The organism is Pantoea sp. X-Soil-MYKO-1289, from assembly GCF_059730625.1.
The window spans coordinates 3,296,396-3,322,377 of the sequence record NZ_AP036004.1 but is presented as its reverse complement, the minus strand read 5'-3'; the positions used below and the strand labels follow the sequence as shown (position 1 = coordinate 3,322,377).

The following is a 25,982-nucleotide window of genomic DNA, read 5'->3' as shown; positions in this document are numbered from 1 at the left end:
CGCAGAAGAGGCGATGAGCTGCGATAATTTTATTCTATCACTTTGATTTTACGCTTTTTTTAAGGTTTTGCTCCACCGCTGCAACAGAACTGTTTTAGCGCAGCGCGGCAGCACATTGTCGTGCATCGCCTTTATTTCAGAGTTAATAACGCCAGAAATGAATTTCGCAGGAAAATTGTGGGCTGACGCAGGCGGAATTAATTTTTTATTATTTCTTATAACCCGCTAAAAATGATTTCGTCTTCAGCATTTTCTTCTGCCTAACTTCCGGTGAATTAGATAATTCCTCGCGCGCTTAACTTATCGCGCAGAGGCTTTACGGCCAGCTTAACGATAAGCGCAGAGTCTGACGTTTGCCTGCCAGGTTTTCTACGGTTATGGTAATCGACCAACTCTTAAAACAATCAACCAAGCAGATTTCTCTGTATCTGGATGTCGGAAAGGCGTTCCGGCGTCTGCGCATAAACATAAGGTTTTGATCTTAACTGGCGAATATGGGGCAGGATGCCAGTGGCGCGCAGGAACAGCGAGCGTCAGTGGATTCAGTTCCTCAAGCCTGGAGGCAGAAAATGGAGATGTTGTCAGGAGCCGAGATGGTCGTCCGTTCGTTAATCGATCAGGGCGTAAAGCAGGTGTTCGGTTATCCGGGCGGCGCGGTGCTGGATATTTACGATGCGCTGCAAACCGTCGGCGGAATCGATCACGTACTGGTGCGCCATGAGCAGGGCGCGGTGCATATGGCGGACGGGCTGGCGCGCGCGACCGGCGAAGTCGGCGTGGTGCTGGTGACGTCGGGACCCGGCGCCACCAATGCGATTACCGGTATCGCCACCGCCTATATGGATTCGATTCCGCTGGTGATCCTGTCGGGGCAGGTGCCTTCCTCGCTGATTGGCTACGACGCCTTTCAGGAGTGCGACATGGTGGGGATTTCCCGTCCGGTGGTGAAGCACAGCTTTCTGGTGAAAAGCACCGAAGAGATCCCGACCGTGCTGAAAAAAGCGTTCTGGCTGGCGGCCAGCGGGCGTCCGGGGCCGGTGGTGATCGATCTGCCGAAGGATATTTTGAATCCGGCCAACAAACTGCCTTACGTCTACCCGGAATCGGTGAGCATGCGCTCTTATAACCCGACGATTCAGGGACACAAAGGACAGATTAAGCGCGCGCTCAACACCTTGCTCGCCGCGCGCAAGCCGGTGATGTACGTCGGCGGCGGCGCGATTACCTCGGCGTGCGAGGCGGAGCTGTTGCAGCTTGCGGAGCAGCTGAACATTCCCGTCACCAGTTCGCTGATGGGGCTGGGCGCTTTCCCCGGCACGCATCGTCAATCGGTGGGCATGCTCGGCATGCACGGCACCTACGAAGCCAATATGACGATGCATAACGCCGATCTAATCTTCGCCGTCGGCGTGCGCTTTGACGATCGCACCACCAATAACCTGGCAAAATATTGTCCGAACGCGACGGTGCTGCATATCGATATCGATCCAACCTCGATCTCGAAAACCGTGGCGGCGGATATTCCTATCGTCGGCGATGCGAAGCAGACGCTGCAGCAGATGCTCGATCTGCTGGCGCAGAGCGAGACGAAGCAGGATCTCGATAGCCTGCGCGACTGGTGGCAGAGCATCGAGGGCTGGCGCAGTCGTAAATGCCTGGCGTTCGATCGCAACAGTGAAAAGATCAAGCCGCAGGCAGTGATCGAAACGATCTTCCGCCTGACCAACGGCGACGCCTACGTGACGTCGGACGTCGGCCAGCATCAGATGTTCGCGGCGCTCTATTATCCCTTTGATAAACCGCGCCGCTGGATCAACTCCGGCGGGCTCGGCACCATGGGCTTCGGGCTGCCGGCCGCGCTGGGCGTGAAAATGGCGCTGCCGGAAGAGACGGTGATCTGCGTGACCGGCGACGGCAGCATTCAGATGAATATTCAGGAGCTCTCCACCGCGCTGCAGTACGATTTGCCGGTGCTGGTGCTGAGCCTCAACAACCGCGTGCTCGGTATGGTGAAGCAGTGGCAGGATATGATCTATTCCGGCCGCCATTCGCAATCTTATATGGAATCGCTGCCGGACTTCGTGCGCCTGGCTGAGGCGTACGGTCACGTCGGCATCGCGATTCAGCATCCTTCCGAGCTGGAAGAGAAGCTGCAGCTGGCGCTGGATACGCTGGCGAAAGGGCGGCTGGTGTTCGTCGATGTCACCGTCGACGGCAGCGAGCACGTCTACCCGATGCAGATCCGCGGCGGGTCGATGGATGAGATGTGGCTGAGTAAAACGGAGAGGACATAATTATGCGTCGTATTTTATCGGTTCTGCTGGAGAACGAATCCGGCGCATTGTCTCGCGTGGTGGGACTCTTTTCCCAGCGCGGCTATAACATCGAGAGCCTGACCGTCGCGCCCACCGACGATCCCACGCTGTCGCGTATGACCATCCAGACCGTCGGCGACGAAAAGGTGCTGGAGCAGATTGAAAAGCAGCTGCATAAGCTGGTGGACGTGCTGCGCGTCAGCGAGCTGGGGCAGGGCGCCTATGTCGAACGCGAAATCATGCTGGTGAAACTTCAGGCCACCGGTTACGGCCGCGAAGAGGTGAAACGCAGCGCGGAGATCTTCCGCGGTCAGATTATCGACGTGACGCCGACGCTGTACACGGTTCAGCTGGCGGGCACCAGCGACAAGCTCGACGCCTTCCTGAATACCGTACGCGAAGTGGCGGAAATCGTTGAAGTCGCGCGTTCCGGCATCGTCGGCGTGTCGCGCGGCGATCGCATTATGCGGTAATTGCTTAAGGTGACTGTCTCTAACCCGGCGTAATGCCGGGTTTTTTTATTTTATGCGCAATGCGGGAATCGCTAAGAAAAGCGGTTGCTCAGCGCGAAGTTCTGCTGTTAGATGTTACAAACGAGTTACCCTTAGCTTAGTTGCGGACATCTGCCGCAACGCGGCTCGCCGTGAAGTATGGAGTTATCGTGAAACTGGATGAAATCGCGCGCCTGGCAGGCGTGTCGCGCACCACGGCCAGTTATGTCATCAATGGCAAAGCGCGGCAGTATCGTGTCAGCGAAAAAACCGTCGAGAAAGTAATGGCGGTGGTGCGTGAGCATAACTACCACCCCAACGCTGTGGCGGCGGGCCTGCGTGCCGGCCGTACGCGCTCGATCGGCCTGGTGATCCCCGATCTGGAGAACACCAGCTATACCCGCATCGCCAACTATCTTGAACGTCAGGCGCGTCAGCGCGGCTATCAGCTGCTGATCGCCTGTTCGGAAGATCAGCCCGACAATGAAATGCGCTGCATCGAACATCTGCTGCAGCGTCAGGTCGATGCGATCATCGTTTCGACCTCTTTACCGCCTGAGCATCCGTTCTATCAGCGCTGGATCAACGATCCGCTGCCGATTATCGCGCTGGACCGCGCGCTGGATCGTGAACACTTCACCAGCGTCGTCGGCGCCGATCAGGACGACGCCTTTACGCTGGCGGCTGAATTGCGTCAGCTGCCGGTGAAAAACGTACTGTTTCTCGGCGCGCTGCCCGAGCTTTCCGTCAGCTTTCTGCGCGAAATGGGCTTCCGCGACGCCTGGAAAGAGGATCCGCGTCCCATCGACTATATCTACTGCAACAGCTTTGAGCGCACGGCGGCGGCGGCGCTGTTTGAGAAGTACCTTGACGATCACGATATGCCGGAAGCGCTCTTCACCACGTCGTTTGGTCTGCTGCAGGGCGTCATGGACGTCACGCTGAAACGTGACGGACGGCTGCCGACCGACCTCGCGATCGCCACATTTGGCGACCACGAATTACTGGACTTTTTAGAGTGTCCGGTGCTGGCTGTGGGCCAACGCCATCGCGACGTGGCGGAGCGCGTGCTGGAGTTAGTTCTGGCTTCGCTTGATGAACCGCGAAAACCGAAACCGGGATTAACGCGTATTCGACGAAATTTATTTCGTCGCGGTCAGCTGAGCCGCAAAGTTAAATAGCTGACGGGCAGCAATACCGCTGCCCTTAAATTTTCGCGCATTAATATTCGTCATTTTTTAGGGTAAAAAAGCGTAAAGCTGCGACACCTCATCTAACAAATTAACAGCGATGTGATTGTTAAATGTCCATTTCTTCGGGGTAACGCGCATACCTGACCCGCCTGAAGCGGGGAACGCCGCTTTCGGAACTCCCCTAAAATGCAGCCCCTGTCTCAGAAATAGTGAAGAATATTAGCGCAGGTCGTCAGGCTTATTTTTAAGCATTTTTTTAATCGATGAGGTTTTTATTCCATTATTCATCAGGTTAATTTTTAAAATTGACCTTTTGCCCCCTTTGCCGCTTTTCAATCAGCGAAATCACCCCTTGTAAATAGTTATATTCCCGCCGCGCTTCGGCTTGACAACGATTTCATCGCCTCCGTAAACTCGTGGCGTGGTAAAAAGTGGGGTAAAGTGGTGAAAATGGGGAACTGAGGGGAAGACTGGCATGTTCCGTGGGGCAACGTTAGTCAATCTCGACAGCAAGGGGCGACTGGCCGTACCAACGCGCTATCGCGACACGCTGATCGGGGAATCTCAAGGGCAGATGGTTTGTACCATCGACCTTCATCAGCCATGCCTGTTGCTTTATACCCTGCCCGAATGGGAAATCATCGAAAAAAAGCTGTCTCGCTTATCCAGCATGAACCCCGTTGAGCGACGCGTACAGCGTCTGCTGCTGGGACATGCCAGTGAGTGTCAGATGGACAACGCAGGCCGTTTGCTGCTGGCGAATACCCTTCGGCAACACGCGCACCTGACGAAAGAAGTGATGCTGGTCGGTCAGTTCAACAAGTTTGAACTGTGGGATGAACAGACCTGGTATCAACAAGTCAAGGATGACATTGACGCAGAACAGTCGGCTCAGGAACCTTTGTCTGAGCGGTTGCAGGACTTGTCGCTATAGCTATGCAGGAAAATTTTAAACATACCACGGTGCTGCTGGATGAGGCGGTTAACGGCCTTAACATCAGGGAAGACGGCATCTACATCGACGGCACCTTCGGTCGCGGCGGACATTCACGTCTGATTCTGTCGCAGCTGGGCCCGCAGGGACGGCTTATCGCCATCGATCGCGACCCGCAAGCTATCGCCGCCGCCGCCGAGATTGACGATCCGCGCTTCTCGATCGTGCACGGCCCCTTTTCCGCGCTGGCCGACTATGTCGAAGAGCTGGGCTTAAGCGGCAAAATCAGCGGCATCCTGCTCGATCTGGGCGTCTCGTCGCCGCAGCTGGACGACGCGGAACGCGGCTTCTCCTTTATGCGCGACGGGCCGCTGGATATGCGTATGGACCCGACGCGCGGGCATTCCGCCGCCGAATGGCTGCTGCAAGCGGAAGAGGCGGATATCGCCTTCGTGCTGAAGACCTACGGCGAAGAGCGTTTTGCGAAACGCATCGCGCGCGCCATCGTCGAGCGCAACCGCGAACAGCCGATGACGCGCACCAAAGAACTGGCAGACGTCATCGCGGCGGCAACGCCGGTGAAAGATAAGTTCAAGCATCCGGCAACGCGCAGCTTTCAGGCGATCCGTATCTGGATCAACAGCGAGCTGGAAGAGATTGAAAAAGCGCTGAAAGGCGCGTTAACGGCGCTGGCGCCCGCAGGACGCCTCTCCATTATCAGCTTCCACTCGCTGGAAGATCGCCTGGTGAAGCGTTTTATGCGCGACCAGAGCCGCGGCCCGCAGGTGCCGGCCGGTCTGCCGATGACCGAGTCGCAGCTTAACGCGCTGGGCGGACGTCATTTGAAACTGCTCGGCAAAATGACGCCGGGCGATGCGGAAGTCGCGGACAACCCGCGCGCGCGCAGTTCGGTTCTGCGCATCGCGGAGAGAACCGACGCATGATCGGCAACGAACGTCACAGCCTGCCCGGCGTCATCGGCGGCGATCTGCTGCGGTTCGGCAAAATCCCGCTGATTTTGCTGATCGCCGTACTGGTGTCGGCCGTGATGGTGGTGACGACGACGCACAAAACGCGTCTGCTGACCGCGCAGCGCGAACAGCTGGTGTTAGAGCGCGACGCGCTAGACATTGAATGGCGTAACCTGATCCTTGAGGAGAACGCGCTGGGCGATCACAGCCGGGTGGAGCGCATCGCCACCGAGAAGCTGCAGCTACAGCATGTAGACCCATCCCAGGAAAATATCGTGGTACAGAAATAAGGAACGCTTAATCGCAATGAGCGGCGCAAGCAAAACGCTGAAGTTGAAAAAACAGGAAGATAAAGCCAGCTTTGTAAGCTGGCGTTTTGCGTTGCTGTGCGGCTGTATTTTACTGGCGCTGTTCGGTCTGCTCTCACGCGTCGCCTGGCTACAGGTCATCAGCCCCGACAAGCTGGTGAAAGAGGGCGATTTGCGCTCGCTGCGCGTGCAGGCGGTGCCTACCGCGCGCGGCATGATCAGCGATCGCGCCGGCCGTCCGCTGGCGGTCAGCGTGCCAGTCAACGCCATCTGGGCCGACCCGAAAGAGCTGCACGACGCGGGCGGCGTGACCCTCGACGGCCGCTGGAAAGCGCTTGCCGACGCGCTCTCTATTCCTCTCGATCAGCTGGCGACGCGCGTCAACGCCAATCCCAAAGGACGCTTCATCTATCTGGCGCGCCAGGTTAATCCCGCCATCAGCGACTACATCAAGAAGCTTCGGCTGCCCGGCATCCATCTGCGCGAAGAGTCGCGCCGCTACTATCCGGCCGGTCAGGTGACCTCTCACCTGATCGGCTTTACCAATATTGACGGCCAGGGTATCGAGGGCATCGAGAAGAGCTTCGATAAATGGCTGACCGGCGCGCCGGGCGAGCGAACGGTGCGTAAAGACCGCAACGGCCGCGTGATCGAAGATATCTCGTCAGTGGACAGCCGCGCCGCGCACAACCTGACGCTCAGCATCGACGAACGCCTGCAGGCGCTGGTCTACCGCGAACTTAACAACGCGGTGGCGTTCAACAAAGCTGAGTCGGGCACGGCCGTACTGGTGGACGTCAATACCGGCGAAGTGCTGGCGATGGCCAACAGCCCGGCCTACAACCCCAATAACCTCAGCAACACGCCGAAAGAGATGATGCGCAACCGCGCCATCACCGACATTTTCGAGCCTGGCTCGACCGTCAAACCGATGGTGGTGATGACGGCGCTGCAGCGCGGCGTAGTGCGGGAAAACAGCGTGCTCAATACCGTGCCGTACCGCGTTAACGGTCATGAGATCAAAGACGTGGCGCGCTATAACGAATTGACCCTTACCGGGATTCTGCAGAAGTCGAGTAACGTCGGCGTTTCACGGCTGGCGTTAGCGATGCCCTCCTCAGCGCTTGTAGATACTTATGCGCGCTTTGGCCTGGGTAAACCGACCAATTTGGGGCTGGTCGGGGAAAGTAGTGGCTTATACCCTCAAAAACAACGGTGGTCTGACATAGAGAGGGCCACCTTCTCTTTCGGCTACGGGCTAATGGTAACGCCGTTACAGTTAGCGCGTGTCTACGCGACCATCGGCAGCTACGGCATCTTCCGCCCGCTGTCGATCACCAAAGTCGATCCGCCAGTGGCGGGCGAGCGCGTCTTCCCGGAATCGCTGGTGAAAACCGTGGTTCATATGATGGAAAGCGTCGCGCTGCCGGGCGGCGGCGGCGTAAAAGCGGCAATCAAAGGCTATCGCATCGCGATTAAAACCGGTACGGCGAAAAAAGTCGGGCCGGACGGCCGCTACGTCAATAAATATATCGCATACACCGCAGGCGTCGCGCCTGCCAGTCATCCTCGTTTTGCGCTGGTGGTGGTGATCAACGATCCCCAGGCCGGCAAGTATTACGGTGGTGCGGTTTCCGCGCCGGTGTTCGGCGCCATCATGGGCGGCGTTCTGCGCACCATGAACATCGAACCGGACGCGTTGCCGACCAATGACAAAAACGAGCTGGTGACAAACAGAAGTGAGGAAAAAAGTGACAGATCGTAACCTGCGCGACTTGCTGGGCCCGTGGGTGCCAGGCGCGCCGGCGCGTCCCCTGGGTGACATGACACTGGACAGCCGCAAGGCGGCGTCCGGCGATCTGTTTGTGGCCGTCGCAGGCCACCACGCCGATGGACGGCGTTTTATTCCGCAGGCGATCGCGCAGGGGGTTTCCGCCGTGATCGCAGAGGCCGAAGGCGAAGCCAGCGATGGCGACATCAAAGAAATGCACGGCGTGCCGGTGATTTATCTGGCGCAGCTGCCGCAGCGGCTCTCTGCGCTGGCAGGCCGTTTTTATGGTCAGCCCGGCGAAAAGCAGAAGCTGATCGGCGTGACCGGCACCAATGGCAAAACCACCACCACCCAGCTGCTGGCGCAGTGGGCGCAGCGGCTGGGCGAAACCGGCGCGGTGATGGGCACGGTCGGCAACGGCCTGCTCGGACAGCTGACCGCCGCGGAGAACACTACCGGCTCGGCCGTCGAGGTTCAGCATCTGCTGCAGGAGCTGGCGCAGCAGGGCGCGACGCTGACCGCGATGGAGGTCTCCTCGCACGGTCTGGTGCAGCATCGCGTTGCGGCGCTGCCGTTCGCCGCCGCGGTCTTTACCAATCTGAGCCGCGATCATCTCGACTATCACGGCGATATGCAGAGCTACGAATCGGCTAAAAAGCTGCTGTTTACCGACCATCAGGTCGGCGAAATGATCCTTAACGCCGACGACGAAGCAGGGCGCCGCTGGCTGGCGACGCTGCCCGACGCCGTCGCCGTCACCATGGAGAATAATCTCCAGCCGGGCTGTCACGGCCGGTGGGTAAAAGCCGAAGAGGTCACCTATCAGGACAATGGCGCGCATATCCGCTTCAGCTCAAGCTGGGGCGAAGGCGAATTCGACAGCCGCCTGATGGGCGCCTTCAACGTCAGCAACCTGCTGCTGGCGTTTGCCACGCTGCTGGCGCTCGATTATCCGCTCGCCGATCTGGTGCGGACGGCGCCGCAGCTGCAGCCGGTATGCGGGCGCATGGAAGTCTTCAGCGCGCCGGGCAAGCCGACCGTCGTGGTGGATTATGCCCATACGCCGGACGCGCTGGAAAAGGCGCTGGAAGCAGCGCGTCTGCACTGCAAAGGCAAGCTGTGGTGCGTGTTTGGCTGCGGTGGCGATCGCGACAAAGGCAAGCGTCCGCTGATGGGCGCTATCGCCGAGCAGTTCGCGGACATCGTGGTGATTACCGACGACAATCCGCGCAGCGAAGATCCGCAGGCTATCGTTAACGACATTTTGACCGGCCTGCTTGAGCCGCACCGCGCGCGCGTCGTCGCGGGTCGTGCGCAAGCGGTCACTAACGCCGTACTACAGGCCCAGCCTGACGACATCGTGCTGGTGGCAGGCAAAGGTCACGAAGATTATCAAATCGTGGGAAATCGTCGCCTGGATTACTCCGACCGCGCCACGGTTGCCGCGTTATTAGGAGTGACGGCATGATCCCGGTTTCCCTTACCACACTGGCCGACATCAGCGGCGGCACGCTTCACGGCAGCGACCTTGTCCTGAACGACGTCACTACCGATACGCGCAAAGTGACGCCCGGCAGCCTGTTTGTCGCGCTGGTCGGCGAGCGCTTCGACGCCCATGACTTTGCCGCTGACGCTACCGCCAGCGGCGCGCAGGCGTTATTAGTGAGTAAGCATTTACCTCTTTCTGTCCCTCAGGTGGTGGTTGCCGACACGCGTATCGCGTTCGGCAAGCTGGCCGCCTGGGTACGCCAGCAGTCAAAGGCGCGCGTCGTGGCGCTTACCGGTTCCTCCGGCAAAACCTCGGTTAAAGAGATGACCGCCGCCATCCTGCGTGAGTGCGGCGAAACGCTTTATACCGCCGGCAACCTGAATAACGATTTCGGCGTGCCGATGACGCTGCTGCGCCTCACCGAGCAGCATCAGTATGCGGTGATCGAACTGGGCGCCAATCATCAGGGCGAGATCGCCTATACCACCGAGCTGACGCGTCCAGAGAGCGCGCTGGTGAATAACCTGGCGGCGGCGCATCTGGAAGGTTTTGGCTCGCTGGCAGGCGTGGCGAAGGCGAAAGGGGAGATCTTCAACGGTCTGCCGGCGAACGGCACCGCTATTCTCAACGCTGACAGCAACGACTGGCCGCACTGGCAGGCGAACCTGCACGGCAAGCGCGTCTGGCGTTTTTCGCCGCAGGCGGCCGACAGCGATTTCACCGCGCGCGATATCCGTCTGGGCGTAGACGGCACCCACTTTACTCTGCAGACGCCGCGCGGCGACATCGACGTCACGCTGCCGCTGCCCGGCCGCCATAATATCGCCAACGCGCTGGCCGCCGCCGCGCTGGCGCTGTCGGTCGACGCGCCGCTGAGCGCCATCCAGAGCGGGTTAAAAAACCTGCAGGCCGTGCCTGGCCGCCTGTTTCCCATTCGACTCGGCGAGCATCAGCTGCTGCTCGACGACAGCTATAACGCCAACGTCGGCTCGATGACGGCCGCCGCGCAGGTGCTGGGCGAGATGCCCGGCTATCGCGTAATGGTGGTCGGCGATATGGCGGAACTGGGCGAAGAGGCGGAACAGTGTCATCGCGAAGTCGGGCTGGCGGCGAAAGCCGCGGGCGTCGATCGCGTGCTGAGCGTCGGCGCGCTGAGCGCCAACATTAGTGAAAGCAGCGGGGTTGGCGAACATTTCGCCACTAAAACCGCGTTGACTGAACGTTTACGGACGTTGTTGTCCGAACATCGGGAATTAACCGTTTTGATTAAGGGTTCGCGGAGTGCTGCCATGGAGCAGGTCGTGCAGAACCTACAGGAGATGGGAACATGTTAGTCTGGCTGGCCGAGCATCTGGTCGCTTTTTATTCCGGCTTCAACGTCTTTTCGTATCTGACGTTTCGCGCCATTGTCAGCCTGCTGACCGCCTTATTTATCTCTTTATGGATGGGGCCGCGCCTGATCGCCTGGCTGCAAAAGCTGCAAATTGGCCAGGTGGTGCGCAACGACGGCCCCGAGTCGCACTTCAGCAAGCGCGGCACGCCGACCATGGGCGGGATTATGATCCTCACGTCGATTACCGTTTCGGTGCTGATGTGGGCCTATCCTTCTAATCCCTACGTCTGGTGCGTGCTGGTCGTGCTGGTGGGTTTTGGCATCATCGGCTTTGTCGATGACTATCGCAAAGTGGTGCGCAAAGACACCAAGGGGCTGATCGCGCGCTGGAAATATTTCTGGATGTCGGTGATTTCGCTCGGCGTGGCGTTCGCGCTCTACGCCGCCGGCAAAGGAACGCCCGCCACGCAGCTGGTGGTGCCGTTTTTCAAAGACATCATGCCTCAGCTTGGCCTGTTCTACGTCGTGCTCGCCTACTTCGTGATTGTCGGCACCGGCAACGCCGTTAACCTCACCGACGGTCTGGACGGCCTGGCGATTATGCCGACAGTGTTTGTCGCGGCCGGGTTCGCGCTGGTGGCCTGGGCGACCGGCAACGTTAAGTTTGCCGAGTATCTGCATATTCCCTATTTGCGCCATGCGGGCGAGCTGGTGATCGTCTGTACCGCCATCGTCGGGGCAGGGCTGGGCTTTCTGTGGTTCAACACCTATCCGGCGCAGGTCTTTATGGGCGACGTGGGATCGCTGGCGCTGGGCGGCGCGCTCGGCACACTCGCCGTGCTGCTGCGTCAGGAATTTTTGCTGGTGATCATGGGCGGCGTGTTCGTGGTTGAGACGCTGTCGGTGATCCTGCAGGTAGGATCGTTCAAGCTACGCGGGCAGCGCATTTTCCGCATGGCACCGATTCATCATCACTATGAACTGAAAGGCTGGCCGGAACCGCGCGTCATCGTGCGCTTCTGGATTATTTCGCTGATGCTGGTGCTTATTGGCCTGGCTACGCTGAAGGTGCGTTAATTATGGCTGACTATCGGGGCAGAAAAGTCGTCATTATCGGGCTGGGCCTGACGGGCCTCTCCTGTGTTGATTTCTTTTTAGCGCAAGGCGTAACGCCGCGCGTGATGGATACCCGTGTGTCGCCGCCGGGACTCGACAAGCTGCCTGAGCAGGTAGAGCGCTATACCGGCGGGCTTAACAGCGACTGGTTGCTGGCGGCGGATCTGATCGTCGCCAGTCCGGGCATGGCGCTGGCGCATCCGGCATTAACTGAAGCGGCCGGGGCGGGCGTCGAGATCGTCGGCGATATCGAGCTGTTCTGCCGCGAGGCGCAGGCGCCGATCGTGGCGATCACCGGCTCCAACGGCAAAAGCACGGTCACTACGCTGGTCGGCGAGATGGCGCGCGCTGCGGGCTGGCAGGTCGGCGTCGGCGGCAATATCGGGCTGCCGGCGCTGTCGCTGCTGAAATCGCCCGCGCAGCTTTACGTGCTGGAACTCTCCAGCTTCCAGCTCGAAACCACCTGGAGCCTGAAAGCCGCGGCGGCGACCATTCTTAACGTCACCGAAGATCATATGGATCGCTATCCGCTCGGCATGCAGCAGTACCGCGCCGCCAAGCTGCGCATCTATGAAAACGCGCGGGTCTGCGTGGTGAACGCCGACGATGCGCTGACCATGCCGGTGCGCGGCGCCGATGCGCGCTGCGTCAGCTTCGGCATCGATTTCGGCGACTATCACCTTAATCGTCAGCAGGGCGCCACCTGGCTGCGCGTGAAGGGCGAAAAAGTGCTGAACACCGATGAGATGAAGCTGGTAGGCCAGCATAACTATACCAATGCGCTGGCGGCGCTGGCGCTGGCCGACGCGGTGGGTCTGCCGCGCGCCTCCAGCCTGGCGGCGCTGACCAGCTTTAGCGGGCTGGCGCATCGCTTCCAGCTGGCGCATGAGGCCAACGGCGTGCGCTGGATCAACGACTCGAAAGCCACCAACGTCGGCAGCACCGAAGCGGCGCTTAACGGCCTGCAGGTTAACGGCCGCCTCTGGCTGCTGCTGGGCGGCGACGGCAAATCGGCGGATTTCACTCCGCTGACGCGCTATGTGCAGGACGAGAAGGTTCGCCTCTACTGCTTCGGCCGCGATGGCGACGCGCTGGCGGCGCTGCGCCCCGACAACGCCGTGCGCACCGAGACGATGCAGCAGGCGATGGAGCTGATCGCGCCGCAGGTTCAGCCGGGCGATATGGTGCTGCTGTCGCCCGCCTGCGCCAGCCTCGACCAGTTCCGTAATTTTGAACAGCGCGGCGATCGCTTCGCGCAGCTGGCGAAGGAGTTAGGCTGATGCGTATTCCTGGCGGCGGAATGATAATCGGGCTCTTCGCTTTTATCGGCAGCCGGCTGAAAGACTGGGTGATGGGCGCGCGCGAAAGCGACGATTCCGCCCTGGTGCTCTACGACCGCACGCTGCTGTGGCTCACCTTCGGTCTGGCTATTGTCGGCTTCGTGATGGTGACCTCGGCCTCGATGCCGGTGGGGCAGCGTCTCAACGACGACCCCTTTTACTTCGCCAAGCGCGACGCCTTCTACATCGTGTTAGGGCTTGGCATCGCGCTGGTCACGCTGCGCGTGCCGATGGATTTCTGGCAGCGCTACAGCAACGCGATGCTGCTGGCCACGGTGGTGATGCTGCTTATCGTACTGGTGGTGGGCAGCTCGGTGAACGGCGCCTCGCGCTGGATCGCCCTCGGCCCGCTGCGTATCCAGCCGGCGGAACTGTCGAAGCTGTCGCTCTTCTGCTATCTCGCCAGCTATCTGGTGCGCAAGGTGGAAGAGGTGCGCAATAACTTCTGGGGCTTCTGCAAACCGATGGGCGTGATGGTGGTGCTGGCGGTGCTGCTGCTGGCGCAGCCTGACCTGGGCACCGTGGTAGTGCTGTTCGTCACCACGCTGGCGATGCTCTTTCTGGCGGGCGCGAAGCTGTGGCAGTTCCTGGCGATTATCGGCTCCGGCATGTTCGCCGTAGTGCTGCTGATTATCGCGGAACCCTACCGTATGCGCCGCGTGACATCGTTCTGGAATCCCTGGGAAGATCCCTTCGGCAGCGGCTATCAGCTGACGCAGTCGCTGATGGCGTTCGGCCGCGGAGAATTCTGGGGGCAGGGGCTCGGCAACTCGGTGCAAAAACTGGAGTATCTGCCGGAAGCGCATACCGACTTTATCTTCTCTATCATCGGCGAAGAGCTGGGTTATATCGGTGTGGTTTTAGCCTTGTTGATGGTATTCTTCGTCGCTTTTCGTGCGATGTCGATCGGCCGCCGCGCGCTGGAGATCGATCAGCGTTTTTCCGGCTTCCTCGCCTGCTCTATCGGCGTGTGGTTCAGCTTCCAGGCGCTGGTTAATGTCGGCGCGGCAGCGGGCATGCTGCCGACGAAAGGGCTGACGCTGCCGCTGATCAGCTACGGCGGCTCCAGCCTGCTGATTATGTCGACGGCGATCGTGTTTTTGCTGCGTATTGATTATGAAACGCGCCTGACCAAAGCGCAGGCGTTTACCCGAGGTGCCCGATGAGTGGGAAGCGTTTGATGGTGATGGCGGGCGGAACCGGCGGGCATGTTTTCCCCGGTCTGGCCGTCGCCCATCATCTGATGGAACAGGGGTGGCAGGTTCGCTGGCTCGGCACGGCCGACAGAATGGAAGCGGATCTGGTGCCGAAACACGGTATCGAGATTGAGTTTATCCGCATCAGCGGTCTGCGCGGCAAAGGCCTGAAAGCGCTGCTGCTGGCGCCGATGCGTATTTTCAACGCCTGGCGTCAGGCGCGCGCCATTATGCGGGCGTGGCAGCCGGACGTGGTGCTGGGCATGGGCGGTTACGTTTCCGGGCCCGGCGGCCTTGCGGCCTGGAGCTGCGGCATTCCGGTGGTGCTGCACGAGCAGAACGGCATCGCCGGGCTGACCAATAAGTGGCTGGCGAAGATCGCCAGCAAAGTGATGCAGGCCTTTCCCGGCGCCTTTCCGCATGCGGACGTCGTCGGCAATCCGGTGCGCACCGACGTGCTGGCGCTGCCGCTGCCGGACGCGCGTCTGGCCAACCGCAGCGGTCCGATTCGGGTGCTGGTGGTCGGCGGAAGTCAGGGCGCGCGCGTGCTGAACCAGACGCTGCCGCAGGTCGCGGCCGCGCTGGGCGACAGCGTGACGCTGTGGCATCAGACCGGCAAAGGCGCGCTGCAGGATGTGCTTAAGGCGTATCAGCAGGTCGGCCAGACGCAGCACAAGGTCACGGAGTTTATTGACGATATGGCGGCCGCCTACGCCTGGGCGGATGTGGTGGTTTGCCGCTCCGGCGCGCTGACCGTCAGCGAAATCGCCGCGGCGGGCTTACCGGCGATTTTCGTGCCTTTTCAGCATAAAGATCGTCAGCAGTACTGGAATGCGCTGCCGCTGGAAAAAGCGGGCGCGGCCAAAATTTTTGAGCAGCCGCAGTTTACCGCGGATGCCGTGGCGGAGACGCTGCGCCGCTGGGATCGCCCAACGCTGTTGAGCATGGCGGAAAAAGCCCGCCAGGTGGCGATCCCCGATGCGACCGAAAGGGTCGCACGTGAAGTGGCGCGCGCCGCGAAGTGAATAATCGGGCCAGCGTAGCTGGCCGGTGCCGCAACAGGCACGGATAAAGATGACAGGTAACTGAGAACGATGAATACACAACAACTGGCAAAACTGCGCTCCATTGTGCCCGAGATGCGTCGCGTCCGGCACATTCACTTTGTCGGCATCGGCGGTGCCGGCATGGGCGGTATTGCCGAAGTGTTGGCGAACGAGGGTTACCATATTAGCGGCTCCGATCTGGCGCCGAACGCGGTGACGCAGCATCTGACGGCGCTGGGCGCCACCATCTATTTCAACCATCGCCCGGAAAACGTCACCGATGCCAGCGTGGTGGTGGTCTCCAGCGCGGTGGCGCAGGACAACCCGGAGCTGGTCGCGGCGCGCGAACAGCGTATTCCCGTGATCCGCCGTGCCGAGATGCTGGCGGAGCTGATGCGTTTTCGTCACGGCATCGCTATTGCCGGGACGCACGGCAAAACCACCACCACGGCGATGGTGTCGAGCATCTATGCAGAAGGCGGCCTGGATCCAACCTTCGTCAACGGCGGGCTGGTTAAGGCGGCGGGCACGCACGCGCGGCTCGGCAGCAGCCGCTACCTGATTGCGGAAGCGGACGAGAGCGACGCCTCATTCCTGCATCTGCAGCCGATGGTGGCGGTAGTGACCAATATCGAAGCTGACCACATGGATACCTACCAGGGCGACTTCGAAAACCTGAAGCAGACCTTTATCAACTTTCTGCACAACCTGCCGTTTTACGGCCGTGCGGTAATGTGCATTGATGATGCGGTGATCCGCGATCTGATCCCGCGCGTGGGGCGTCACATTACCACTTATGGCTTTAGCGATGACGCTGACGTGCGCATCGAACACTATGAGCAGCGCGGCGCGCAGGGGCACTTTACCCTCGTGCGTCACGACAAGCCGCTTATGCAGGTGACGCTGAACGCGCCAGGCCGTCATAACGCGCTCAACGCGGCCGCCGCCGTTGCGGTGGCGAGCGAAGAGGGCATTGACGACAACGCCATCCTTGCCGCGCTGGAAAGCTTTCAGGGGACCGGGCGTCGCTTCGATCTGCTGGGCGAATTCCCGACGGAGCCGGTCAACGGCAATCCGGGCACGGCGATGCTGGTCGACGATTACGGCCATCATCCGACCGAAGTCGACGCCACCATTAAGGCGGCTCGCGCCGGCTGGCCGGACAAAAAACTGGTGATGGTGTTTCAGCCGCACCGCTATACGCGCACCCGCGATCTGTTCGACGACTTCGCCAACGTGCTGTCGCAGGTCGACGTGCTGCTGATGCTGGATGTCTATTCGGCGGGCGAAACGCCGATACCTGGCGCGGACAGCCGCGCGCTGTGCCGCTCTATTCGCGGGCGCGGCAAGGTCGATCCGGTGCTGGTGCCGGATCACGACGCGCTGCCGGGAATGCTGGCGCCGCTGCTGTCGGGCAAAGATTTGATTCTGGTGCAGGGCGCCGGCAACGTAGGCAAAGTGGCGCGCAAGCTGGCGGATTGCAAGCTGCAGCCCGAGCGCAAAGCGGAGGAGCGTCATGGCTAATAAAGTCGCCGTCCTGATGGGCGGCACCTCGGCGGAGCGCGACGTGTCGCTGATGTCGGGCAGCGCGGTGCTGGCGGGTCTGCGCGAGGCGGGCGTTAACGCGCATGCGATCGACACGCGCGACGTTTCGGTGCTGACGCTGAAAGAGCAGGGCTTCGACGCCGCCTTTATCGCGCTGCACGGCCGCGGAGGCGAAGACGGCACGCTGCAGGCGGTGCTGGAGTTTTTACAGTTGCCTTATACCGGTAGCGGCGTGATGGCGTCGGCCATTACCATGGATAAGCTGCGAACCAAACTGCTCTGGCAGGGGCGCGGGTTGCCTTCTGGCCGCTTTGTCTGGCTGACGCGCGAGCAGTATCAGGCGGGCCTGAACGCGGAAACGCGCGACGCCGTCGAGGCGCTGGGCCTGCCGCTGTTCGTCAAGCCGAGCAGCGAAGGCTCCAGCGTCGGCATCAGCCGCGTCAATACGCTGGAAACGCTGCCTGCCGCGCTGGATGAAGCGTTCCGCCATGATGACAACGTGCTGATCGAAGCGTTTCTCAGCGGCGCGGAGTATACGGTCGGAATTATTGGCGACCAGATTCTGCCGGCGATACGCATTCAGACCGCCAGCGAATTTTATGACTATGAAGCAAAATACATTTCTGACGATACTCAATACTTCTGCCCCGCAGGATTGAGCGCGGAGCGGGAAGCGGAACTGCAGGCGCTGGTCTGGAACGCATGGCGCGCGCTGGGCTGTAGCGGCTGGGGTCGGGTAGACGTAATGGCGGACGGCGAAGGCAACTTCCAGCTGCTGGAGGCGAACACCTCGCCGGGCATGACCAGCCACAGTCTGGTGCCGATGGCGGCAAGCGTGGCGGGCATGAGCTTCTCGCAGCTGGTGGCGCGCATTCTGGAACTGGCTGACTGATATGTCACAGGCGGCACTTAACGCACGGAACCGCGAACCCCAGGAGCGCGTGCGCACGGGGCGCAGCAACGGGGCCAGACTGTTCGGCATCTTTTTTCTGCTGATGGTCATTGGCATTATGATTTTCGGCGGCCTGGTGGTGCTGAAGTGGATGAACGACGCGTCGCGCCTGCCGCTTTCACGGCTGGTGGTGACGGGCGAAACCCACTACACCACGCACGATGATATTCGCCAGGCGATTTTGTCGCTGGGCGCGCCGGGCACTTTTATGTCGCAGGATGTCAACATCCTTCAGCAGCAGATTGAGCGGCTGCCGTGGATCAAGCAGGTTAGCGTGCGCAAGCAGTGGCCTGACGAGCTGAAGATCCACCTGGTGGAGTATGTGCCGGTGGCGCGCTGGAACGATCTGCATATGGTGGATGCGGACGGCGTCTCCTTCAGCGTGCCGGCCAGCCACATCGGCAAAGAAACGATGCCGATGCTGTACGGACCGGAAGGCAGCGAAAAAGAGGTGTTGGCGGGTTACCACAGCATGAGCGACGTGCTGAAGGCCAACAAATTTACCCTGAAGGTCGCGTCGATGACGGCGCGACGGTCATGGCAGCTGGTCACCAGCGACGATGTACGCATCGAACTGGGGCGCGGCGAGCCCATGAAGCGTCTTAACCGATTTATCGAGCTCTATCCGGCGTTGCAGCAGCAAGGGCAGAACGAGCATAAGCGCATCAGCTATGTGGATTTGCGGTACGACTCGGGTGCAGCCGTGGGCTGGACGCCGGAGCCCGTAGAGCTCCAGGACAGTAATCAGCAACAGAACCAGGCACAGGCTAAACAATGATCAAGGCAACGGACAGAAAACTGGTAGTTGGACTCGAAATTGGCACCGCGAAGGTTGCCGCCCTGGTTGGGGAAATTCTGCCCGATGGTATGGTCAACATTATCGGGGTGGGCAGCTGCCCGTCTCGCGGTATGGATAAAGGCGGCGTAAACGACCTTGAGTCGGTGGTGAAATGCGTACAGCGCGCCATCGATCAGGCCGAGCTGATGGCGGACTGCCAGATCTCCTCCGTCTATCTCGCTTTATCGGGCAAACATATCAGCTGCCAGAACGAAATCGGGATGGTTCCGATTTCCGAAGAGGAAGTGACTCAGGATGATGTGGAAAACGTCGTACACACTGCGAAGTCAGTGCGCGTGCGCGATGAGCACCGCATCCTGCATGTTATTCCTCAGGAATACGCTATCGATTATCAGGAAGGCATCAAAAACCCGGTTGGTTTGTCGGGCGTGCGCATGCAGGCGAAAGTGCACCTGATCACATGTCACAACGATATGGCGAAAAATATCGTCAAGGCCGTTGAACGTTGCGGCCTGAAAGTTGACCAACTGATTTTTGCCGGTCTGGCGTCCAGTTTCGCGGTGCTGACCGAAGACGAACGTGAGCTTGGCGTCTGTGTTGTCGACGTCGGCGGCGGTACAATGGATATTGCTGTTTATACAGGCGGCGCGCTGCGTCACACTAAAGTGATCCCCTATGCGGGTAACGTGGTCACCAGCGACATCGCCTACGCCTTCGGCACGCCGCCGACAGACGCCGAAGCGATTAAGGTTCGCCACGGCTGCGCGCTGGGATCCATTGTCGGCAAAGACGAAAACGTCGAAGTGCCGAGCGTGGGCGGACGTCCGCCGCGCAGCCTGCAACGGCAGACGCTGGCCGAAGTAATCGAGCCGCGCTACACCGAATTGCTGAATCTGGTCAACGACGAGATTTTGCAGCTACAGGAACAACTGCGTCAGCAGGGCGTTAAGCACCATCTGGCAGCCGGGATCGTGCTGACCGGTGGCGCGGCGCAAATTGAAGGGCTGGCCGCCTGCGCGCAACGCGTTTTCCATACGCAGGTGCGCATCGGGCAGCCGCTCAATATCACAGGATTGACGGATTACGCGCAGGAACCCTATTACTCAACCGCAGTGGGACTGTTGCACTATGGCAAAGAGTCCCATATGAACGGCGATGCGGAGACGGAAAAACGCGCATCGGTGGGCAACTGGTTCAAGCGCATCAATAGCTGGTTGAAGAAAGAATTTTGATTTTAGAAAGGAGACCATGCTGGCACTGTTTATGGTCTCCAGGCGACAGGCACATAACGGAGAGAAATCATGTTTGAACCGATGGAATTAACCAATGACGCGGTGATTAAAGTCATCGGCGTCGGCGGCGGCGGCGGCAACGCCGTAGAGCACATGGTGCGCGAGCGCATCGAAGGTGTGGAATTCTTCGCTGTGAACACCGACGCCCAGGCGTTGCGTAAAACAGCGGTTGGCCAGACTATCCAGATCGGCACCAATATCACCAAAGGTCTGGGTGCCGGAGCGAATCCGGAAGTTGGTCGTACCTCTGCGGAAGAAGATCGCGAAGCACTGCGTTCTGCGCTGGAGGGAGCAGACATGGTCTTTATCGCTGCCGGTATGGGCGGCGGCACCGGCACCGGCGCTGCGCCGGTGGTGGCAGAAGTGGCCAAAGACCTGGGCATTCTGACCGTTGCGGTCGTGACCAAGCCCTTCAACTTCGAAGGCAAAAAGCGCATGGCCTTTGCCGAGCAGGGCATCGCCGAGCTCTCTAAGCATGTAGATTCACTGATTACCATCCCGAACGACAAGCTGCTGAAAGTGCTGGGTCGCGGCATCTCTCTGCTCGACGCCTTCGGCGCGGCAAACGACGTGCTGAAAGGCGCGGTACAGGGCATCGCCGAACTGATTACGCGTCCGGGCCTGATGAACGTCGACTTCGCTGACGTGCGCACCGTGATGTCCGAAATGGGCTACGCGATGATGGGCTCCGGCGTCGCCTGCGGCGAAGACCGCGCGGAAGAGGCGGCGGAAATGGCGATCTCCAGCCCGCTGCTGGAAGATATCGATCTGTCTGGCGCGCGCGGCGTGCTGGTCAACATCACGGCGGGCTTCGACCTGCGTCTGGATGAGTTCGAAACCGTGGGTAACACTATCCGCGCCTTCGCCTCTGACAACGCCACCGTGGTTATCGGCACCTCGCTGGATCCGGAGATGAACGACGAACTGCGCGTAACCGTAGTGGCAACCGGCATCGGCATGGACAAGCGTCCGGAAATCACCCTGGTGACCAACAAGCCAGCCAGCCAGCCTGTGATGGATCATCGCTACCAGCAGCACGGCATGTCGCCGCTGCCGCAGGAGCAAAAGCCGGCGGCCAAAGTGGTCAACGACCAGACCGCGCAGTCGAACAAAGAGCCCGATTACCTTGATATTCCAGCGTTTCTGCGTAAGCAGGCCGATTAGGAATAACCTGAGAATTGGGATTCTCCGCTCTTTGTGCTAAAGTGTTCGCCCGCTGGTAAAGTACACTAGCGGTCGGATGGGTAATATTGCGAGATAATACGATGATCAAACAAAGGACATTAAAACGTATTGTTCAGGCGACTGGCGTCGGTTTGCATACCGGCAAGAAAGTCACGCTGACACTACGCCCTGCGCCGGCGAATACCGGGGTCATCTATCGTCGCACTGACTTGAATCCACCGGTTGATTTCCCGGCTGATGCAAAATACGTGCGCGACACCATGCTGAGTACCTGCCTGGTGAATGATGAAGGCGTACGTATTTCGACGGTTGAGCATTTGAACGCCGCGCTAGCTGGTCTGGGTATCGACAACATTATCGTTGAAGTGGATGCGCCGGAAATTCCGATTATGGACGGCAGCGCCGCGCCCTTTATCTATCTGCTGATGGATGCGGGCATCGAGCAGCTGAACAGCGCCAAGAAATTCGTGCGCGTTAAGCAGACCGTTCGTGTGGAAGATGGCGACAAGTGGGCCGAGATCAAACCCTACAACGGTTTCTCTCTCGACTTTACCATCGACTTCAAGCATCCGGCGATCGACTCCAGCTCTCAGCGCTATCAGCTGAACTTCTCTGCCGACTCTTTTGTTCGTCAGATCAGCCGCGCGCGTACTTTCGGCTTTATGCGTGAAATCGAGTATCTGCAATCCAAAGGCCTGTGCCTGGGCGGTAGTCTGGATTGCGCGATCGGTCTCGACGATTTCCGCGTGCTGAATGAAGAAGGCCTGCGTTTTGAAGATGAATTCGTTCGTCACAAAATGCTGGATGCGGTTGGCGACCTGTTTATGTGCGGCCACAATATTATTGGCGCGTTTACCGCGTTCAAATCAGGCCACGCACTGAACAACAAGCTGCTGCAGGCCGTCCTGGCGAAACAAGAAGCCTGGGAATGGGCTACCTTCGAAGACGAAGCGGAACTGCCGCTGGCATTCAAGGCACCGAATCTGGTTCTGGCTTAATTACCCCAGAATCTTTAAAGGCTGGTATCTGCTGACAACCCTCTCCGGTCAGCGATACCAGCCTTTTTTATTGCGCTTGTTTTGGTCCCCCCTGAAATTTTCGACGTGCTTCGCAGCAAAGCGTGCAACATTGCTGAAACGCTGAACAAACAGGCGACTTTTCTTCCAGAGCGACTTTAAACGCTGATGTGGGCGCCCCACATTAATGGTACTATCAGGCGCTCTGAGAAGCTGAGCGCCGCTGTTCAAAGAGAGCGGCAAACCCCTGACAACGACGCGATCGTTGATGCGCAATGGAAGAGTTGTGATCGGAATTTTTCTACGCTGGCGACATTTAGGCAGACGCTATTTCTGGCCTCATCTCCTGTTGGGGATGGTGGCGGCCAGCTTTGGCTTGCCTGTCTGCGCCCAGAGCGCCGAATTCAACACCTCATCCGAGTCTTCATCCAGCAGCCTCTTCGTCGGCAATGCCGCGCGCTTCGATCATCTGATCCGGCTGCAGGAAACGGCGCGCCGCCCCAGCTTTACGATTGATTACTGGCATCAGCACGCTATTCGCACCGTTATCCGCCATCTTTCCTTTACCCTGGCGCCGCAGGCGGAAACGCCCGATAATCTGCCGCTGGCTGCGCACAAGCTGGCGTTGATTGATTCGCTTCAGGCGTTGCTGACTACCCATACTTCTTCGCGTCAGCCGTCGCAGTCGGCCGCCATCGCGCCGCGCGATGCGCTCGCACCTGCCACTTCACTGGCCGACTGGCGCAGTAAAACCCATGCAATTCGCGCCGGACCGTCTACGCTGCTTGTCTGAAACCCCTTTTAAAATACCTTTATTCATTATCGCAGCCCGCATTACGCGGCTGAATTGAGAAGTTTTTAATATGTTAATCAAGCTTTTAACCAAAATGTTTGGCAGCAGCAACGATCGTACCCTGCGCCGCATGCGTAAAGTCGTAGACGTCATCAACAAGATGGAGCCGGATTTCGAGAAACTTTCTGACGATGAGCTGAAAGCGAAAACCGACGAGTTCCGCGAGCGCCTGAAAAAGGGCGAGTCGCTGGAAAGCCTGATCCCGGAAGCGTTCGCCACGGTGCGTGAAGCAAGTAAACGCGTCTTCGGCATGCGTCACTTTGACGTGCAGCTGATTGGCGGCATGGTGCTGAACGATCGCTGTATCGCGGAGATGCGTACCGGTGAAGGTAAAACGCTGACCGCGACCCTGCCGGCGTACCTCAATGCGCTGAGCGGTAAGGGCGTGCACGTCGTGACCGTCAACGACTACCTGGCGCAGCGCGATGCGGAAAATAACCGTCCGCTGTTTGAGTTCCTGGGCCTGAGCGTCGGCATTAATCTGCCGGGCATGCCTTCAGTGGCGAAGCGTGAAGCCTACGCGGCGGATATCACCTACGGCACTAACAACGAATATGGCTTCGACTATCTGCGCGACAACATGGCGTTCAGCCCGGAAGAGCGCGTGCAGCGCAAGCTGAACTATGCGCTGGTGGATGAGGTCGACTCCATTCTGATCGACGAAGCGCGTACGCCGCTGATTATCTCCGGTCCGGCGGAAGACAGCTCGGAAATGTATACCAAAGTTAATAAAATCATTCCTAGCCTGGTGCGTCAGGAGAAAGAAGATTCTGACAACTTCCAGGGCGAAGGCGATTTCTGGGTCGACGAGAAAGCGCGCCAGGCGCACATGACCGAGCGCGGCCTGGTCAAGGTGGAAGAGCTGCTGGTAAGCCAGGGCATTATGGAAGAGGGCGAATCGCTCTATTCGCCGACCAACATTATGCTGATGCATCACGTCACCGCGGCTCTGCGCGCCCATGCGCTGTTTACACGCGATGTGGATTACATCGTGAAGGACGGCGAAGTGGTTATCGTCGACGAGCACACCGGCCGTACCATGCAGGGCCGCCGCTGGTCGGATGGCCTGCATCAGGCAATTGAAGCCAAAGAGGGCGTGGAGATCCAGAACGAGAACCAGACGCTGGCTTCCATCACCTTCCAGAACTACTTCCGTCTCTACGAAAAGCTGGCTGGCATGACCGGTACGGCGGACACCGAGGCCTTCGAGTTCAGCTCTATCTATAAACTCGACACCATCGTCGTGCCGACCAACCGCCCGATGGTGCGTAAAGATCTGCCCGATCTGGTCTATATGACCGAAAAAGAGAAGATCGACGCGATCATTGAAGATATCCGCGAGCGTACCGCTAATGGCCAGCCGGTGCTGGTGGGTACGATCTCCATCGAAAAATCGGAAGTGGTCTCTAACGAGCTGACGCGCGCAGGCATCAAGCACAACGTGCTGAACGCCAAGTTCCACGCCCGCGAAGCGGACATCGTCGCCCAGGCGGGCCAGCCGGGCGCGGTCACCATCGCCACCAACATGGCGGGTCGTGGTACCGACATTATGCTGGGCGGCAGCTGGCATGCGGAAGTCGCCGAGCTGGTCGAGCCGACCGAAGCGCAGATTGAAGCGATCAAAGCGGCCTGGCAGCAGCGCCACGATGCGGTACTGGCTTCGGGCGGCCTGCATATTATCGGCACCGAGCGCCACGAGTCGCGTCGTATCGATAACCAGCTGCGCGGCCGCGCCGGTCGTCAGGGCGACGCCGGTTCTTCCCGCTTCTATCTGTCGATGGAAGATGCGCTGATGCGTATTTTCGCCTCGGATCGCGTCTCTAACATGATGCGTAAACTGGGCATGAAGCCTGGCGAAGCGATCGAGCACCCGTGGGTGACCAAAGCTATCGCCAACGCGCAGCGTAAAGTCGAGAGCCGCAACTTCGATATTCGTAAGCAGCTGCTGGAGTATGACGATGTGGCGAATGACCAGCGTCGCGCCATCTACAGCCAGCGTAACGAGCTGCTGGACGTTTCCGACGTCAGCGAAACCATCAACAGCATTCGCGAAGACGTGTTCAAAACCACCATCGACACCTACATTCCGCCGCAGTCGCTGGAGGAAATGTGGGACGTGCCGGGCCTGGAAGAACGCCTGCGCGCTGACTTCGACCTCGACCTGCCGATCGCCGAGTGGCTGGATAAAGAGCCGGATCTGCATGAAGAGACGCTGCGCGAGCGCATCATGACGCGCGCCCGCGAGAGCTACGCCAGCAAGGAAGAGATTGTCGGCGTCGAGATGATGCGCAACTTCGAAAAAGGCGTGATGCTGCAGACGCTCGATTCGCTGTGGAAAGAGCATCTGGCGGCGATGGACTACCTGCGTCAGGGCATCCATCTGCGCGGCTATGCGCAGAAAGATCCCAAGCAGGAGTACAAGCGCGAATCCTTCGCGATGTTCGCGGCCATGCTTGAATCACTGAAGTATGAAGTGGTCAGCACGCTGAGCAAGGTGCAGGTGCGCATGCCGGAAGAGGTGGAAGCGATGGAGCAGCAGCGTCGCGAAGAAGCGGAACGTCTGGCGCAGCAGCAGCAGCTTAGCCACGTTGACGATGAAGCGGCCGCGGCCGCATCGCTGGCCGCGCAGAGCGGCGAGCGTAAAGTCGGACGCAACGATCTTTGCCCGTGCGGCTCCGGTAAAAAATATAAGCAGTGTCACGGCCGCCTGGCCTGACAGTCGCAAAAAAAGGCGCTTCGGCGCCTTTGAGCTTGCGAGAAAAGTGCAGACGCGGTTGACAAGGCCCGATCGCAAAGGCGCAAAAGCGGCATCCATGCCAGCTCGGCCCGCGCAGTCC

The 25,982-nt window shown here is 59.5% G+C and carries 21 protein-coding genes; all 21 read left to right on the top strand.

What is annotated here, in order from left to right; all coding sequences use genetic code 11:
• Positions 1-569 precede the first annotated feature (569 nt).
• The 21 genes from ilvI (at position 570) to secA (ending at position 25,861) form a co-directional block, all read left to right on the top strand.
• Positions 570-2,294 carry an acetolactate synthase 3 large subunit gene (gene ilvI, locus AC6I7Z_RS15860; protein ID WP_033793478.1) on the top strand — a complete coding sequence of 575 codons (1,725 nt, stop codon included), beginning with the start codon at positions 570-572 and terminating at the stop codon, positions 2,292-2,294.
• A gap of 2 nt (positions 2,295-2,296) precedes the next feature.
• Positions 2,297-2,788, top strand: coding sequence for an acetolactate synthase small subunit (gene ilvN / locus AC6I7Z_RS15855; RefSeq protein ID WP_033749472.1), 492 nt, complete (start codon positions 2,297-2,299; stop codon positions 2,786-2,788).
• Positions 2,789-2,976: 188 nt separating this feature from the next.
• Positions 2,977-3,987, top strand: a complete 1,011-nt coding sequence (gene cra / locus AC6I7Z_RS15850; protein WP_033749474.1) for a catabolite repressor/activator — start codon at positions 2,977-2,979, stop codon at positions 3,985-3,987.
• Between the two features lie 487 nt (positions 3,988-4,474).
• Positions 4,475-4,933, top strand: a complete 459-nt coding sequence (gene mraZ / locus AC6I7Z_RS15845) for a division/cell wall cluster transcriptional repressor MraZ (RefSeq protein WP_033749475.1) — start codon at positions 4,475-4,477, stop codon at positions 4,931-4,933.
• Between the two features lie 2 nt (positions 4,934-4,935).
• Positions 4,936-5,877 (top strand): 16S rRNA (cytosine(1402)-N(4))-methyltransferase RsmH, encoded by a 942-nt coding sequence (gene rsmH / locus AC6I7Z_RS15840; RefSeq protein WP_497814909.1) that lies wholly within the window; start codon positions 4,936-4,938, stop codon positions 5,875-5,877.
• Positions 5,874-6,194: a cell division protein FtsL gene (gene ftsL / locus AC6I7Z_RS15835; protein ID WP_033749477.1), complete on the top strand. Its 321-nt coding sequence runs from the start codon at positions 5,874-5,876 to the stop codon at positions 6,192-6,194. The genes rsmH and ftsL overlap by 4 nt, the downstream gene beginning before the upstream one ends.
• Positions 6,195-6,210: 16 nt before the next feature.
• On the top strand, positions 6,211-7,977 hold the full coding sequence (locus AC6I7Z_RS15830) for a peptidoglycan glycosyltransferase FtsI (RefSeq protein WP_497814908.1): 1,767 nt from the start codon (positions 6,211-6,213) through the stop codon (positions 7,975-7,977).
• On the top strand, positions 7,964-9,451 hold the full coding sequence (murE, locus tag AC6I7Z_RS15825; protein WP_497814907.1) for a UDP-N-acetylmuramoyl-L-alanyl-D-glutamate--2,6-diaminopimelate ligase: 1,488 nt from the start codon (positions 7,964-7,966) through the stop codon (positions 9,449-9,451). The genes AC6I7Z_RS15830 and murE overlap by 14 nt, the downstream gene beginning before the upstream one ends.
• On the top strand, positions 9,448-10,806 hold the full coding sequence (gene murF / locus AC6I7Z_RS15820; RefSeq protein ID WP_497814906.1) for a UDP-N-acetylmuramoyl-tripeptide--D-alanyl-D-alanine ligase: 1,359 nt from the start codon (positions 9,448-9,450) through the stop codon (positions 10,804-10,806). Before murE ends, murF begins: the two co-directional genes overlap by 4 nt.
• The gene (mraY, locus tag AC6I7Z_RS15815) at positions 10,800-11,882 is read left to right on the top strand and encodes a phospho-N-acetylmuramoyl-pentapeptide-transferase (protein ID WP_033749483.1); all 1,083 of its coding nucleotides are present in this window, start codon (positions 10,800-10,802) and stop codon (positions 11,880-11,882) included. The genes murF and mraY overlap by 7 nt, the downstream gene beginning before the upstream one ends.
• A gap of 2 nt (positions 11,883-11,884) precedes the next feature.
• Positions 11,885-13,201 carry a UDP-N-acetylmuramoyl-L-alanine--D-glutamate ligase gene (gene murD, locus AC6I7Z_RS15810; protein WP_497814905.1) on the top strand — a complete coding sequence of 439 codons (1,317 nt, stop codon included), beginning with the start codon at positions 11,885-11,887 and terminating at the stop codon, positions 13,199-13,201.
• The gene (ftsW, locus tag AC6I7Z_RS15805; RefSeq protein ID WP_048785365.1) at positions 13,201-14,427 is read left to right on the top strand and encodes a cell division protein FtsW; all 1,227 of its coding nucleotides are present in this window, start codon (positions 13,201-13,203) and stop codon (positions 14,425-14,427) included. Before murD ends, ftsW begins: the two co-directional genes overlap by 1 nt.
• A complete protein-coding gene (gene murG / locus AC6I7Z_RS15800; RefSeq protein WP_497814904.1) occupies positions 14,424-15,482 on the top strand; it encodes an undecaprenyldiphospho-muramoylpentapeptide beta-N-acetylglucosaminyltransferase in 1,059 nt (352 codons plus the stop codon). Before ftsW ends, murG begins: the two co-directional genes overlap by 4 nt.
• Positions 15,483-15,551: 69 nt before the next feature.
• On the top strand, positions 15,552-17,027 hold the full coding sequence (gene murC, locus AC6I7Z_RS15795) for a UDP-N-acetylmuramate--L-alanine ligase (protein WP_497814903.1): 1,476 nt from the start codon (positions 15,552-15,554) through the stop codon (positions 17,025-17,027).
• On the top strand, positions 17,020-17,940 hold the full coding sequence (locus tag AC6I7Z_RS15790) for a D-alanine--D-alanine ligase (RefSeq protein WP_497814902.1): 921 nt from the start codon (positions 17,020-17,022) through the stop codon (positions 17,938-17,940). Before murC ends, AC6I7Z_RS15790 begins: the two co-directional genes overlap by 8 nt.
• A gap of 1 nt (position 17,941) precedes the next feature.
• Positions 17,942-18,778: a cell division protein FtsQ gene (gene ftsQ / locus AC6I7Z_RS15785; protein WP_497814901.1), complete on the top strand. Its 837-nt coding sequence runs from the start codon at positions 17,942-17,944 to the stop codon at positions 18,776-18,778.
• The gene (gene ftsA, locus AC6I7Z_RS15780) at positions 18,775-20,031 is read left to right on the top strand and encodes a cell division protein FtsA (protein WP_033749492.1); all 1,257 of its coding nucleotides are present in this window, start codon (positions 18,775-18,777) and stop codon (positions 20,029-20,031) included. Before ftsQ ends, ftsA begins: the two co-directional genes overlap by 4 nt.
• A gap of 69 nt (positions 20,032-20,100) precedes the next feature.
• Complete coding sequence (gene ftsZ, locus AC6I7Z_RS15775) at positions 20,101-21,255, top strand: cell division protein FtsZ (RefSeq protein ID WP_033749494.1); 1,155 nt, start codon at positions 20,101-20,103, stop codon at positions 21,253-21,255.
• Between the two features lie 101 nt (positions 21,256-21,356).
• A complete protein-coding gene (gene lpxC, locus AC6I7Z_RS15770) occupies positions 21,357-22,274 on the top strand; it encodes a UDP-3-O-acyl-N-acetylglucosamine deacetylase (protein ID WP_497814900.1) in 918 nt (305 codons plus the stop codon).
• A gap of 304 nt (positions 22,275-22,578) precedes the next feature.
• Entirely contained in the window at positions 22,579-23,085 is a 507-nt protein-coding gene (gene secM, locus AC6I7Z_RS15765) for a secA translation cis-regulator SecM (protein WP_497814899.1), read from the top strand.
• 70 nt (positions 23,086-23,155) lie between these two features.
• The gene (gene secA, locus AC6I7Z_RS15760; protein ID WP_497814898.1) at positions 23,156-25,861 is read left to right on the top strand and encodes a preprotein translocase subunit SecA; all 2,706 of its coding nucleotides are present in this window, start codon (positions 23,156-23,158) and stop codon (positions 25,859-25,861) included.
• The last annotated feature ends 121 nt before the right edge of the window (positions 25,862-25,982 follow it).